The sequence below is a fragment of the Bacterioplanes sanyensis genome, from assembly GCF_002237535.1.
Classification (GTDB): domain Bacteria; phylum Pseudomonadota; class Gammaproteobacteria; order Pseudomonadales; family Oceanobacteraceae; genus Bacterioplanes; species Bacterioplanes sanyensis_A.
In genome coordinates, this window is the sequence record NZ_CP022530.1 from 3858215 (window position 1) to 3872242 (window position 14028).

Consider the following 14028-nt stretch of genomic DNA (forward strand, 5'->3'; position numbering starts at 1 on the left):
TGTATTACCCATGACGGCGAGCAAAATCGCCCATAAAATCGATCAGTGCATCCACCGCCGCCTCAGGCACCGCGTTATAAATGCTGGCACGCATGCCACCGACGCTGCGATGTCCTGCCAAGTTCAACAGGCCGGCCTGTTCGCTCTGCTGCAGGAACGCCGCATCCAGGCTGTCATCGGCTAAGGTGAACGGCACGTTCATAATGGAGCGATTGGCCAGAGCGACCGGATTGGCGTAAAAATCGTTGCCATCGATAAAGGCGTACAGCTTGGCCGCCTTGCGACGATTCACCTCGCCGATGGCCTCAACGCCGCCCTGAGCTTTCAGCCACTGAAACACTAAGCCCGCCAGATACCAGCTGTAGGTTGGCGGCGTGTTGTACATCGAACCGTTATTGGCTGCGGTTTGGTAATCAAACATGGCTGGCGTACCGGGCAGCGCCTGGCCCAACAAATCATCACGCACAATTACCACGCACAAACCCGCCGGGCCAATGTTCTTTTGCGCTCCGGCGTAGATCATGCCAAAGCGACTCACATCCAACGGCTCAGACAAGATGGCGGACGAGTAGTCGGCGACCAAGGGCACAGCGCCGGTCTCTGGGATGTAATCGAAGCGTACGCCACCGATGGTTTCGTTGGGGCAATAATGTACGTAGGCCGCATCGGCACTGAGCTCAAGTTCTGCCTGAGTCGGCGCCGAGGCGAAGTCGGTGCTGGCAGCCAGGTGCACATCACAATAACGTTTGGCCTCGGCGATGGCCTTTTTCGACCACTGACCGGTCAAGATGTAGTCGGCCTTCGCCTGACCACGCAACAGGTTCATTGGCACCATGCTGAACTGACTGCTGGCACCGCCCTGCATAAATAGGACTTTGTAGTTGTCCGGCACCTGCATCAACTCACGCAGGTCTTGCTCGGCTTGCTCAGCCACCGCAACAAACTCTTTGCTGCGATGGCTCATTTCCATAATCGACAGGCCTTTGTCGTGCCAGTCGGCCATTTCTTGCTGAGCTTGTTGCAGCACGTCCGTTGGCAGTGCCGCGGGACCTGCGCAGAAGTTGTATGCACGTGTCATGACAGGCTGCTCCCGTTATTCGTCGTTGCCGCTGTTGTCGTCAGTAGTGTCGTCGCCAGCCTCATCAAGCTGGGTTTGATCGCCAGACGATGCGTCGGCCTGTGTGCCGCCTTCACCGTCAATGCCCTCGTCGTCAATACCGTCGTCTTCGATGCCATCATCGGCTTCACAAATACGCTCAACACCGATCAGTTTTTCGCCATCGGCAATACGAATCAGCGTCACGCCTTGAGTGTTACGGCCCAGTTGCGACACACCGTCGGTGCTGGTACGTACCAGGGTGCCTTGATCGCTCACCAGCATAACTTCATCGCCACTGAACACCTGTACGGCACCCACCAATGCACCGTTACGCTCACTGCAGGCCATGGCGATCACACCTTGGGTGCCACGACCTTTGGTCGGGAATTCTTCCACATCGGTGCGTTTGCCAAAGCCACGCTCGGAAGCGGTTAACACCGAGCCACCCTCTTGCGGGATGATCAGCGAGATCACCTGCTGCTCATCGGCCATGCGAATACCACGCACACCTCGCGCGGTACGGCCCATGGCGCGAACATCCGACTCTTTAAAGCGCACCGCTTTGCCGGCATCACTGAGAATCAACACGTCCTGACTGCCATCGGTGATGGCCACGCCAACCAGGTGATCACCGTCGTCCAATTCACAAGCAATCAAGCCACTGGAGCGCGGACGGGAGAATTGATCCAGGGTGGTTTTCTTCACAGTGCCTTTGGCGGTGGCCATAAACACGTAGCGATCAGCGCTGTATTCCGGCACCGGCAAGATGGCAGTGATGCGCTCACCGTCAGACAGATTCAGCAAGTTCACAATCGGGCGGCCTTTTGCTGCTCGACTGGCTTGCGGGATGTCGTACACCGTCAGCCAGTACACCTTACCGGCATCGGAGAAGCACAATACGGTTTCATGACTGTTCACCACTAACAGGTGTTCAACAAAATCTTCTTCTTTCACCGCCGTTGCTGAGCGGCCTTTGCCGCCACGGCGCTGGGCCTGATAAGCAGACAGCGGCTGGGTTTTGGCGTAACCACTGTGCGATAAGGTCAATACCAGATCCTCTTCTGGGATCAGGTCGGCCATGGTCAGGTCACGCTTAACGGCAATAATTTCAGTGCGACGCTCGTCACCGTATTCCGCACGAACGGCTTCTAATTCTTCGCGAATCACCTGCATCAAGCGCTCAGAGCTGGCCAGAATCTCCAGGTACTCGGCAATTTCTGCCAGCTTCACCTGGTACTCTTCGATCAGCTTTTCGTGCTCAAGGCCGGTCAGCTTTTGCAACCGCAAATCAAGAATCGCTTGCGCTTGTGCTGGCGACAAATAATACAAGCCGTTGCGGAAGCCGAACTGCTCTGGCAGGTCGTCTGGGCGACAGGCGTCCTCACCGGCGCGCTCCAGCATGTCCAGTACGTCGCCTGGCTCCCACGCTGTGGCAATTAAGCGTTCTTTCGCTTCGGCGCCGGTGGGCGAAGATTTAATCAGCTCGATCACTGGGTCGATGTTGGCCAGTGCCAGCGCCAGACCTTCCAAGATGTGACCACGTTCACGCGCTTTGCGCAGTTCATAAATGGTACGACGAGTCACCACCTCGCGGCGGTGCTTCACAAAGGCTTCCAGCAGCTGCTTCAGATTCAGCGTTTTCGGCTGACCGTCCACCAGCGCCACGGTATTGATGCCAAACACGGTTTGCAGCTGAGTCTGGGCAAACAGATTGTTCAGCACCACTTCGGGCATTTCGCCGCGACGCAGCTCCACCACCACGCGCATGCCGTCTTTGTCCGACTCATCGCGCAGTTCGGTAATGCCTTCCAGCTTTTTGTCTTTTACCAGCTCAGCGATTTTTTCAATCAAGCGCGCCTTGTTCACCATGTACGGGATTTCGGTGAACACAATGCTGACTTTGCCGCTAGAGTCGTTTTCTTCAAACTGATGACGGGCACGCATATAAATGCGGCCACGGCCAGTGCGATAGGCTTCCACAATGCCATCGCGACCGTTAATAAAGGCGCCGGTTGGGAAGTCAGGACCAGGGATGTATTCCATCAGCTGGTCGATATCCAAATCCGGATTGTCGATCAGCGCCAAACAACCGTTCATGACTTCCGTCAGGTTGTGCGGCGGAATATTGGTCGCCATGCCGACGGCAATACCGGATGAGCCATTCACCAGCAGATTCGGTACACGCGTTGGCAGCACTTCGGGGATTTGCTCAGTGCCGTCGTAGTTGGGCACCCAATCGACGGTTTCTTTGTCGATATCAGCCAGCATTTCATGGCTCAGTTTGGCCATGCGTACTTCGGTGTAACGCATCGCCGCCGCAGAGTCGCCGTCGATGGAGCCGAAGTTACCTTGGCCATCCACCATCAGATAACGCATGGAAAAGTCTTGCGCCATCCGCACGATGGTGTCGTACACCGCAGAGTCACCGTGAGGGTGATATTTACCGATCACGTCACCCACCACACGGGCAGATTTTTTGTACGGTTTATTCCAATCATTGCCGAGCACGTTCATGGCATGCAGAACCCGGCGATGCACCGGCTTCAGACCATCGCGAACATCTGGTAAAGCTCGCCCAACGATTACGCTCATGGCGTAATCGAGGTACGACTGTTGCAGCTCGTCCTCAATATTAATTGGCAGAACTTCTTTGGCTATGTCACCCATACGTTTTCGGCCTGTTTGTGCGAATCACCGAACTGACATTGCGGCTGTGGTGATACGGTCCGTGTTGATGCCCTGAATGCGCCAGCGCGCCTCAATGGCTTGTGCAATAAAGCCCGGAATCATACCACAAATCAAAGAGATACCTAGCGAGGCAAAGGACAAGCCGGAGAGCGTCAAAGACGCTGCGCCGGGCGCAGCGGATGGGTATACTGTGCTCTCAGTTATCAACGACGAATTTGCACATGCAGGCAGACCTGATCATTCACGCTCGCTGGCTCGCCACCATGGACAGCGCAAACGGCCAACTGGCCCAGCATCAAGCCATCGTTATTAAAGACGGCAACATTGTTGCTATCGAAGCCAGTGACGACTGCCGCTGGCAGGCAGAGCACGTTGAGCAACTGAACGATCACGTGGTATTGCCAGGCTTTATTAACAGCCACGGCCATGCCGCCATGAGCCTGTTTCGTGGCATGGCCGATGATCAACCACTGATGACTTGGCTGCAGGAGCATATCTGGCCGGCGGAGGCACGCTGGGTCGACCATGATTTCGTGCGTGACGGCACGCGCCTGGCGATCGCTGAGATGCTGCTATCTGGCACCACTACCTTCGCCGACATGTACTTTTACCCACAAGCCTGTGCAGAAGCCGCGGTCGAGGCCGGTATCGGAGCGGTCATCTTTACCCCGATCATCGACTTCCCGACCAATTTTGCGCAAAACGCCGACGAGTACATTCGCAAAGCCATCGATGCCCACGACCACCATCGCCACAACCCATTGTTGACCTTTGGCTTCGGCCCACATGCGCCATACACCGTGTCCGATGAGCCATTAAAAGAAATCACCACGCTGGCCGATCAACTGGATCTACCGGTGCAGATTCACCTGCATGAAACCGCCTTTGAAGTGGAGCAAAGCCTCGAGCTGCACGGCCTTAGACCATCTCACAGGCTGGCAGAGCTGGGCTTTTTGACCGAGCGAGTCAGCTGCGTCCACATGACTCAGGTCGACGACAGCGACATCCAGCTACTGACGCGCAGCGGCGCTTCGGTAGTGCATTGCCCAGAGTCCAATTTGAAACTGGCCAGCGGCTTTTGCCCCATCCACACACTGCTGAAGTCTGGCGTGAACGTTGGGCTGGGCACTGATGGCGCTGCCAGCAACAACGACCTGAACCTGCAAGGTGAAATGAAGACCGCCGCCATGCTGGCCAAAGCCGTGGCCGGTGACGCTGCCGCCGTGCCCGCTTGGCAAGCACTGTATTGCGCCACCATGGGCAGCGCCAAAGCGCTGGGCATTGACGAAACCACTGGTTCATTGACGGTGGGCAAACGTGCCGACATTCAAGCCATTCGACTGACAGAATTACCCCAGCAACCGCTGTACGATCCAATATCGCAGCTGGTGTATACCGACGCTAGCCGTCATCTCAGTCATTGCTGGGTGGCCGGCAAAGCCAAAGTGCGCGACGGCCAACTGACCGATAACAGCCTCGACTCGTTAACGGCCATCGCCAGCAGTTGGCAACAGCGCATTCGTGCGCAGTGAAACGACGGCAGCGGCAACACCAGCCACTGCGTAAGTGAGCAATTGTGGAGAACACCATGACCGACAGACCCAACAACAACGTAGACGCAGGCGAGATTGCCAAGTTCGAAGCGCTGGCCAGCCGTTGGTGGGACAAAGAAAGTGAGTTCAAACCGCTGCACGACATCAACCCACTGCGCGCCAACTACATCGACCAGCACGCCGGGCTAGCTGGCAAACGAGTGCTGGACGTCGGTTGCGGCGGCGGTATTTTGAGCGAAAGCATGGCCCAACGCGGTGCTCAGGTGATGGGCATCGATATGGGCGAAGCGCCACTCAACGTGGCCAAGCTGCACGCACTGGAATCGGGTGTTGAGGTCGACTATCAACGCATTGAAGTAGAAACTCTGGCGCAGCAACAACCTGCCAGCTTCGATGTGGTCACCTGCCTAGAGATGCTGGAGCACGTGCCGGACCCGTCTTCCGTGGTCAAAGCCTGCTTTGAGTTGGTCAAACCCGGTGGCCAGGTATTTTTCTCCACCATCAATCGCAACCCTAAATCGTATTTGTTTGCCATCATCGGCGCCGAGTACGTACTGCGCCTATTGCCAGCGGGTACCCATGATTACAACAAATTCATCAAGCCCAGCGAATTGGCGGGCTGGTGCCGGGACACCGAACTGGAAGTGCTGCACATGACGGGCATGACCTACAACCCCATCACCAAGCACTACAAACTGACAGAGTCCGACGTCAGTGTGAATTATCTGATGGCGACACAGCGCCCAGCCGCCGCATGAGCTTGCCACGCCCAGCCGCAGTGTTGTTCGACCTAGACGGCACCTTGGTCGATACTGCACCGGATTTCTTCGGTGTAGTGAACCAACTGCGCCAGCAAGCCGGCCTGAGTGCTTTGGACGATCAGCGCATTCGGGAGCAAGTCAGCAACGGCGGTACCGCATTGACCAGCCTCACCTGGGAAATCAGCCCAGAGGCCGATGGCTTTGCAGCAAAACGCCAGCTACTGCTCGACTGCTACGAGCAGTACATTGGCAGCCGGTGCCAGTTGTTTCAGGGGTTCGAGTCACTGCTTGCGCGGCTCAATAATTCCAACATTGCCTGGGGCATTGTCACCAACAAACCACGCCGTTACACCGAGCTGCTGCTGCAACGCATGCCATTGACCAGCCCCGTAGTGGTGTGCCCGGAAGACGTCAACCATGCCAAGCCGCACCCAGAGCCGTTACTGCTCGCCGCGCAGCAGTTGCAACTGGAACCTGCACACTGCTGGTACATTGGCGATCACCAGCGCGACATTGACGCCGGGCGCGCCGCTGGCATGCCCACGCTCGGCTGCCGGTTTGGCTATGTAAGCGATCCGACGGAAGCCGACCAATGGCAAGCCGATGCGGTGCTGGATCAGCCCCAGGATCTGCAACGCCTACTCTCTCACTACTTATAAACTGCCACCGACAAGACAGCGATCATGACTGCAAACTTATCTTTATCTGGACGCACCATTCTCGTCACCGGCGCAGGCTATGGCATCGGTCGCGAAGCGGCACTGACCTACGCACGCGCTGGCGCGACTGTGTTACTGCTGGGCCGCACACAAGAAGCCCTGAATGACACCTACGATCTGATCGAGCAAGAAGGCCTACCGCAAGCGGCGGTATTGCCGTTCGATTTGGAAACGCAAGACGAAGAAGCCTTTCGTGAACTGGCCAGCCTGATTGAACAGCACTTTAACCATCTGGATGGCGTACTCATGAACGCCAGCATTCTAGGTCAGCGCACGCCATTGGAAAGCTACGACTGGAATACCTTTCAGCGCGTTATGCAGGTCAACGTCAACGGTCAGTTTGCGCTGATCAAACACCTGCTGCCGCTGCTGCGCCAAGCGCCGGCCGACGCCTCGGTGATTTTCACCACCAGCTCGGTCGGACGTCAGGGCCGAGCCTATTGGGGCGCCTACAGCGTATCAAAGTTTGCCACCGAGGGACTGATGCAAGTGCTGGCACAGGAGTTGGAAAACACCAGCCAGATTCGCGTTAACTGCATCAACCCAGGCGCCACCCGCACCAGCATGCGAGCCGCCGCCTTCCCGGCCGAAGACCCGACCACAGTGACGGCCATCGAGGACATCATGCCGCTGTATCTGCACTTGATGTCGCCGACATCAAAAGACACCCACGGCCAAAGCCTGGACGCACAACCACAGCGCGCGCCGAGCGCCTAACCTGCCTGCGGGCAATCCTTGCCGCCAGCGGCAAGGATTGCTGCCATCATCCCAAGCAGACCAGTTACGCCATCCCGCTCGGCGTTAAGCGTCAGAAAAGCGCCATCTTCTCAAGCTGTCACATATCAAGCATTTGACGCTTTTCCAGGCCAGCAAGGTGTCAAAAAAGACGATTTATTGCCACACAGCCACAGCAGAATTCATAACCAATTGATTTTTATGGAGTTTATCTTTCTTAAAAAAGTGGCACGCTAATCGCTTAGGGAGAATACAGAACACGATCAGTATGAGGTGACTCATGGTGAGTCCATTACACAGCAACGGTCGAGCAGAGCTCCGCGACGAGAAAATCGTCACCAGCATTGGGGATCTTGCCCCACGGCCCGATCTACGCCCAGAACTGCTGCTACGCCTATCCGGCAAGCTGCAAACCACACTGGAACTGCAGCAGTTGTTGGAGATTTTCTTCGATGAAATCCAGCAAGCGATTCTGGTTGATGGAATCACCTTTCATCACGCCAACAATGGCCTCCATATTAGCCAAGGAAAGCAGAGTCAGCACAGCGTTCACTATCGCTTGCAGACTCAGGGAGATTATATGGGCGACCTTAACTTTCATCGCAGCACGCGCTTTCGTGAGCATGAGCTGGCCAATATCGAAGGTCTGCTGACCACACTGGTGTATCCGGTGCGTAACGCCTTGCGCTATCACTCAGCGCTGGCAGCGGCCTTTCGTGATCCACTGACTGGCGCGGGCAACCGCGCTGCACTGGACAGAACCTTGGTACGTGAAATTGAACTGTCTAAACGCCATCAACATGCGTTATCGCTGCTGATGATCGATTTGGATTGGTTCAAGCAGATCAATGACAAGCACGGCCACAGCTGCGGCGACAAGGTGCTGCAACAAACCGTGGAGTGCATTTCCAGCTGCATTCGCCAAACCGACATGAGTTTCCGCTATGGCGGTGAGGAATTCATCATTGTATTGTCTGGCGCCAGCGCCAGTGGCGCCTTGCGCATTGCCGAGCGTATCCGCATCAGCATCGAGGCATTGCGATTACAGGGCAGCCAGGGGGACATCCAACTGTCGGCCAGCCTAGGTTGCGTTACCCTGCACGGCGATGATGATAAAGACAGTTTGCTGCATCGCGCCGATGAGGCGCTGTACGCCGCTAAAAGCGGCGGCCGCAACCGAGTGATTTGCGAAACCGACCTGCACTCAGAGCTGCCGCCAGCGAAGGCTGACTGATTAGCGTGCGGCGCGGCGGCGACGCTGCGCTGTTTGACGGACCTTCTGGCGCTTTTGCACACGCTGAAAGCGCTCTTTCTCTTTGCCGACCAAGCGGCGGCGGACTTTGCGCTCAAGACCGACCAAGTCGGCCAGATCGTTCACTTCACGCTGTTGCAGCTCCACCCAAGTGCCCACAGGCACATTGGCCGGCATAAAAATACAGCCATAGCGCACACGCTTAAGTCGACTGACTTCCACTCCCTGGCTTTCCCACAAGCGCCGCACTTCGCGGTTTTTGCCTTCCATTAACACCACATGGAACCACTTGTTCTGGCCCTCACCGTCAAAGAACTGCACGTCGGTAAAGCGAGCCAGGCCGTCATCCAGTAAAACGCCTTCTTTTAAGCGCGCGATCATGGCTTCATCGACATCACCACGCACACGCACAGCGTACTCACGGTCGACACCGGACGACGGATGCATCAGTTTGTTGGCCAGCTCACCATCGGTAGTGAACAGCAACAGCCCAGAGGTATTGATATCCAAGCGGCCGACGTTAATCCAACGCTCACCACGAGTGTGTGGCAAATGATCAAATACCGTCGCGCGGCCATCGGGGTCGGTGCGGGTGCACACTTCACCGACCGGCTTGTTGTAGGCCAGCACGCGACGGGTACGGCCCGCTTCCGCCAATTTAACGGTGCGGCCATCGACGCGCACCATGTCTTCGCGCGAGGCGCGGTCGCCCAACTGTGCCTTGACGCCATTGACGGTAATGCGGCCATCGGCAATCCAGCGTTCGGCCTCACGTCGAGAAGCAATGCCCGCATCCGCCAGCAGCTTCTGAATTCTTTCGTTCATGTTTTACTCTTCGTGGTTCGAGGCCGACTCGTCGCCATCTTGGCTCGACGTATCAGCACTGTTGTCTGTTGCAGGCTCGTCGTCCTTCGCCTGCAAACGCGCCAGCGCCTGTTGCAACTCATCTTGCGGCTCTGGCGATTCGCTTGTGTCTTTGTTGAACACTCCAGCCTCAACCTTGGCAACCAGCTCGGCGGCGGCGTTCAAATCTTGCTCGGTGTCAGCCAGCACATCAGCGCCGCGCTGTTCCACCTCTTCGCTGCTGGTGAAGTCGTAACTGCCCGGCGTAGCCTGACGCACTTCCGCATCATCACCCAACTGCAACTTGCGATTAGCGTCGTCCAACTCGCGGATTTCCTGCAAGCTGGGCATGTCATCGAGGCTTTTGAGGCCAAAATAATCGAGAAACTGGCGGGTGGTGGCGTACATTGCTGGGCGCCCAGGCACATCACGATGCCCCACCACACGCACCCATTCTCGCTCCAGCAACGTCTTCATAATGCTGGAGCTGACCACCACACCACGCACATCTTCAATGTCACCGCGCGTAATGGGTTGACGATAGGCAATCAGAGCGAGAGTTTCCAATAGCGCGCGCGAGTACCGCTGCGGCTTCTCTTCCCACAGACGCGCCACCCAAGGCGCCACTTCCGGTCGCACTTGCAAGCGATAGCCCGACGCCACCTCGACCAATTCCAAACCGCGCACTTGCAGCTGTTGCCGCAACGCCGCTAAGGCCTCACGTAAATCCGCCGCCGACGGTACCTCATGGTCCTCAAACACCGACTGCATACGCTCCAGCGACACTGGCCCACCGGCGGCGGCCAATACCGCTTCTAGAATACTGGCCAAAGGCGGTCGATCACTCACGCTCTTCCTCCTCTGCAAAGCGCTCCGACATTCTGGCTTTTACATAAATCGGGCCTAGGGTTTCTTGTTGCACCAACTCCACCAGCGACTCTTTCACCAGCTCGAGTAAGGCCAAAAAGGTCACCACTACGCCCAAGCGCCCCTCATCGCTGCTAAACAGCGTTCGAAAAGCGACAAAGTGCCCGCCCTGCAACTGCTCCAACACCTGCGACATGCGCTCACGTGTCGATAGTTGCTCGCGCTGCACTTCATGGTGTTCAGAACGTTCAGCGCGGCGCAGTACCGTGGCAAAGGCCAGCATCAACTCACGCATATCCACCTCAGGGTGCAAGCGCTCTTGAATACGATCTGGGCCATCCACCTCGGCAAGAAAGGTGTCGCGCTCCAAACGCGGCAGTGCGTCTAAGTCTTCGGCGGCGGTTTTAAAGCGCTCGTAATCCTGCAAGCGACGAATCAGCTCGGCGCGCGGGTCTTCTTCATCGCCGTTCTCGCTTTGCTGGCGCGGCAACAGCACCCGGCTTTTGATCTCTGCCAACATGGCCGCCATCACCAGATATTCCGCCGCCAGCTCCAACTGCAGCGCCTTCATCATATCGATGTAGGTCAGGTACTGATCGACGATGTCGGCAACGTTGATTTCAAGAATGTCGAGATTCTGTTTGCGAATCAGGTACAGCAGCAGATCCAGCGGCCCTTCAAATTGCTCCAGAATGACTTCCAGCGCATCGGGCGGTATGTATAGGTCCAGCGGCAACTGCGTCAGCGGCTGCCCCTGAACCAAAGCAAACGGCATTTCCTGTTGCGCGGCGACCGGGTGCGCGGGTGTTTCTGTTGCCATATCGACTCCCTTATGTGCGCCGCGATGTGACGGCAACGGCCGCCTTTGTGTTAGTCCTGAGACAGCGGATAAATACCCACCGCTTGGCGAATCTGCTGCAGCAGCGGCTGGCTGATTTTACGCGCTTTGGCGGCGCCCATCTGCAGAATGTCCTCAATGTCTTGCGGACGCTCCATCAGATCGTTGTAGCGCTCACGCGGCTCGGCCAGCTCGGCATTAACCAGCTCAAATAGCTTGCCCTTGGCGTCGCCCCAGCCAATGCCATCGGCAAACGCTTGCCGCATCTCAGCGGTTTGCTCTTCGTTGGCAAAGGCCTGCCAAATTTGGAACACGGTAGAATCATCCGGATCTTTCGCTTCACCCGGCTCCAGCAAGTTGGTTTTGATTTTATTGATGTGCTTGCGCAATTGCTTTTCAGTCAGGAACAGCGGGATGGTATTGCCGTAGCTTTTGCTCATCTTGCGGCCATCGAGCCCCTGCAGCACCGCCACGTGCTCATCCACCTGATAATTCGGCAACGTCAGCAACGGCTGTTTTTTGCTGGCAAACAGGTGGTTGAAGCGCTGTGCCATGTCGCGCGCCATCTCAATGTGCTGGATTTGATCCTTGCCCACCGGCACCTGGTCAGCATTGAACATCAAAATATCGGCCGCCATCAGCACCGGGTAATTAAACAAACCCATAGTGATGGCTTTGTCGGCATCTTCGCCTTCAGCGACGTTGGCATCCACCGCGGCTTTATAGGCATGGGCGCGATTCATCAGGCCTTTGGCGCAAACACAACTCAGCACCCAGTTCAGCTCAGGGATTTCATGAATATCAGACTGACGGTAAAACGTGGCCTGCTCCGGGTCCAAGCCGAGAGCTAACCAAGTGGCGGCGATTTCTTTGGTCGACTGATGCACGGCCTTAGGATCCTGGCACTTGATCAGTGCGTGGAAGTTGGCCAAAAAGAAAAAGGACTCGGTATCGTCGCTGCGACTCGCCGCAATCGCGGGACGAATGGCACCGACATAGTTGCCCAGGTGCGGCGTTCCCGTGGTGGTAATGCCGGTAAGAACACGTTTCTTAGTCATGATATGAGCATGCCCTGCTGTTCAGAAAGCAGGGCATGATACCGGATGGCAGCGCTTTAGAGAAACGCCGATGCGTCTCCCGCACCTTGGCGAATCACTTCGACGGTTTCGCTGGTCATGTCGATCACGGTGGTGGCTTCAAAGCCGCAGTAGCCGCCGTCTATCACCAGCTCTAATTGGTGCTCGAGGGTCTGGCGGATGTCATAAGGGTCCGACAAAGGCAACTCGTCCCCCGGCATAATCAATGACGTTGTCATCAGGGGCTCGTTCATCTCTGTCAGCAGGTCCATGGCAATGGCATTATCCGGCACACGAATGCCAATGGTGCGTTTTTTCGGATGCATCAGCAGACGTGGCACTTCACGCGTTGCCGGCAAAATAAAGGTAAAGGCGCCCGGAGTGTGAGCTTTTAATAAGCGGTATTCGCTGTTGTCGACTTTGGCAAAGTTCGACAGCTCCGACAAATCCCGGCACAGCAAGGTGAAGTTGTGCTGCGCACCGAGCTGGCGCAAACGCTGTACACGCTCCGTGGCTTGTTTGTCGCCGATGCGACAGGCCAATGCGTAAGCGCAATCCGTCGGGATCACTGCCAGCCCGCCTTGTTTGAGAATTTCTGCCGCTTGTTTGATCAATCGTGGTTGTGGATTTTCGGGATGGATCTGGAAAAACTGACTCAAGATATACTCCTGTACCGCTCAAGCTGAGCGAAAATGCTGCCAGACGGGCTCAATATCGGCGGGAAATGCGGGCATTACTCCAAGGTCCAAACCAAAACGATTGGGGCCGTGAAAATCACTGCCGCATGAGCCCAGCAGCTCAAATTCTTGCGCCAACGCCACCATTCGGCGTTGCTGGTCTGCGTCCATATTGCCATAGCTGACTTCCAGCGCACGTCCACCGGCGTCAATAAAATCACTGATACAAGCGCGTAATTTGGTGCGCGTCATTTTGTACAAATGCGCATGGGCCAACACCGCAATACCGCCAGCATCGACGATCCAGCGCACCACTTGCTCCAACGCTGGCCAATTGGCTTTAACATCGCCCGGTTTGCCAGCGCCTAGGTATTTCTTAAATGCCACCGCCATCGATGGCACCAACTGCTGGTCGACCAAATACTGAGCAAAGTGTGGCCGCCCCACCAGCTCACCGCCGGCGTAGCGTTGAATCTCGGCCAACGGAATATCGGTGTGCAAACGCCGGCTCAAACGCTCGGCAATGGTGTGCGCACGCTGTTTGCGTGCCTCCAGCTGTGCCACTTCGGCCTGTTGCATAGCGGCACTGTCGAGCTGCATATCCAAACCGACGATGTGAATCGTGGCGCCACCCCACACGCATGACAACTCGATACCAGACACCAGCTGTATCCCCAGGCGCTCAGCAGCGCCGCGCGCCTCTTGCTGCCCGGCTAATGTGTCGTGGTCGGTGAGCGCCAGCACCTCTACGCCCTGACCGGCTGCGCGCTCGACTAATGCCGATGGCGCCAACTTGCCATCGGAGGCGGTGGAGTGACAATGAAGATCGATTACTGAAGCCAAGAAGGACCTTTACCGGTTTCGCAATATGAAAGGCCATAGTATATCCTGAGCGCCACCCAGGCGAGCGTGATTATTCA

13 protein-coding genes are annotated in these 14028 nt (G+C 56.6%); 5 read left to right on the forward strand and 8 right to left on the reverse strand.

The features are described 5' to 3' along the window. Window positions 1–4: 4 nt before the first annotated feature. Both serC and gyrA read right to left on the reverse strand, forming a co-directional pair. Window positions 5–1078, reverse strand: a complete 1074-nt coding sequence (serC, locus tag CHH28_RS17660; protein ID WP_094061560.1) for a 3-phosphoserine/phosphohydroxythreonine transaminase — start codon at window positions 1076–1078, stop codon at window positions 5–7. Window positions 1079–1093: 15 nt separating this feature from the next. After that, window positions 1094–3766 carry a DNA gyrase subunit A gene (gene gyrA, locus CHH28_RS17665; RefSeq protein WP_094061561.1) on the reverse strand — a complete coding sequence of 891 codons (2673 nt, stop codon included), beginning with the start codon at window positions 3764–3766 and terminating at the stop codon, window positions 1094–1096. Window positions 3767–4008: 242 nt separating this feature from the next. On the opposite strand from gyrA, the gene CHH28_RS17670 reads away from it, so the two are divergent. From CHH28_RS17670 to CHH28_RS17690, 5 genes are all read left to right on the forward strand, one after another. Continuing rightward, a complete protein-coding gene (locus CHH28_RS17670; RefSeq protein WP_094061562.1) occupies window positions 4009–5319 on the forward strand; it encodes a TRZ/ATZ family hydrolase in 1311 nt (436 codons plus the stop codon). Between the two features lie 56 nt (window positions 5320–5375). After that, the gene (ubiG, locus tag CHH28_RS17675) at window positions 5376–6098 is read left to right on the forward strand and encodes a bifunctional 2-polyprenyl-6-hydroxyphenol methylase/3-demethylubiquinol 3-O-methyltransferase UbiG (RefSeq protein WP_094061563.1); all 723 of its coding nucleotides are present in this window, start codon (window positions 5376–5378) and stop codon (window positions 6096–6098) included. After that, on the forward strand, window positions 6095–6760 hold the full coding sequence (locus tag CHH28_RS17680; protein WP_094061564.1) for an HAD family hydrolase: 666 nt from the start codon (window positions 6095–6097) through the stop codon (window positions 6758–6760). The genes ubiG and CHH28_RS17680 overlap by 4 nt, the downstream gene beginning before the upstream one ends. 24 nt (window positions 6761–6784) lie before the next feature. Further along, window positions 6785–7537, forward strand: coding sequence for a YciK family oxidoreductase (locus CHH28_RS17685; RefSeq protein ID WP_094061565.1), 753 nt, complete (start codon window positions 6785–6787; stop codon window positions 7535–7537). 298 nt (window positions 7538–7835) lie between these two features. Beyond that, on the forward strand, window positions 7836–8789 hold the full coding sequence (locus CHH28_RS17690) for a GGDEF domain-containing protein (protein WP_094061566.1): 954 nt from the start codon (window positions 7836–7838) through the stop codon (window positions 8787–8789). Here the strand turns inward: CHH28_RS17690 and rluB are convergent, their stop codons facing one another. From rluB to CHH28_RS17720, 6 genes are read right to left on the reverse strand one after another with little or no spacing between them, the layout of a single operon-like run. Next, entirely contained in the window at window positions 8790–9632 is an 843-nt protein-coding gene (rluB, locus tag CHH28_RS17695; RefSeq protein WP_094061567.1) for a 23S rRNA pseudouridine(2605) synthase RluB, read from the reverse strand. Between the two features lie 3 nt (window positions 9633–9635). Beyond that, window positions 9636–10499, reverse strand: a complete 864-nt coding sequence (scpB, locus tag CHH28_RS17700; RefSeq protein ID WP_094061568.1) for an SMC-Scp complex subunit ScpB — start codon at window positions 10497–10499, stop codon at window positions 9636–9638. Next, on the reverse strand, window positions 10492–11337 hold the full coding sequence (locus CHH28_RS17705; RefSeq protein WP_199243938.1) for a segregation and condensation protein A: 846 nt from the start codon (window positions 11335–11337) through the stop codon (window positions 10492–10494). The genes scpB and CHH28_RS17705 overlap by 8 nt, the downstream gene beginning before the upstream one ends. 50 nt (window positions 11338–11387) lie before the next feature. Continuing rightward, a complete protein-coding gene (gene trpS, locus CHH28_RS17710; RefSeq protein WP_094061569.1) occupies window positions 11388–12413 on the reverse strand; it encodes a tryptophan--tRNA ligase in 1026 nt (341 codons plus the stop codon). 56 nt (window positions 12414–12469) lie between these two features. Further along, the gene (locus tag CHH28_RS17715) at window positions 12470–13090 is read right to left on the reverse strand and encodes an L-threonylcarbamoyladenylate synthase (RefSeq protein WP_094061570.1); all 621 of its coding nucleotides are present in this window, start codon (window positions 13088–13090) and stop codon (window positions 12470–12472) included. Window positions 13091–13108: 18 nt separating this feature from the next. Beyond that, the gene (locus CHH28_RS17720; protein WP_094061571.1) at window positions 13109–13951 is read right to left on the reverse strand and encodes a PHP domain-containing protein; all 843 of its coding nucleotides are present in this window, start codon (window positions 13949–13951) and stop codon (window positions 13109–13111) included. Window positions 13952–14028: the final 77 nt, after the last annotated feature.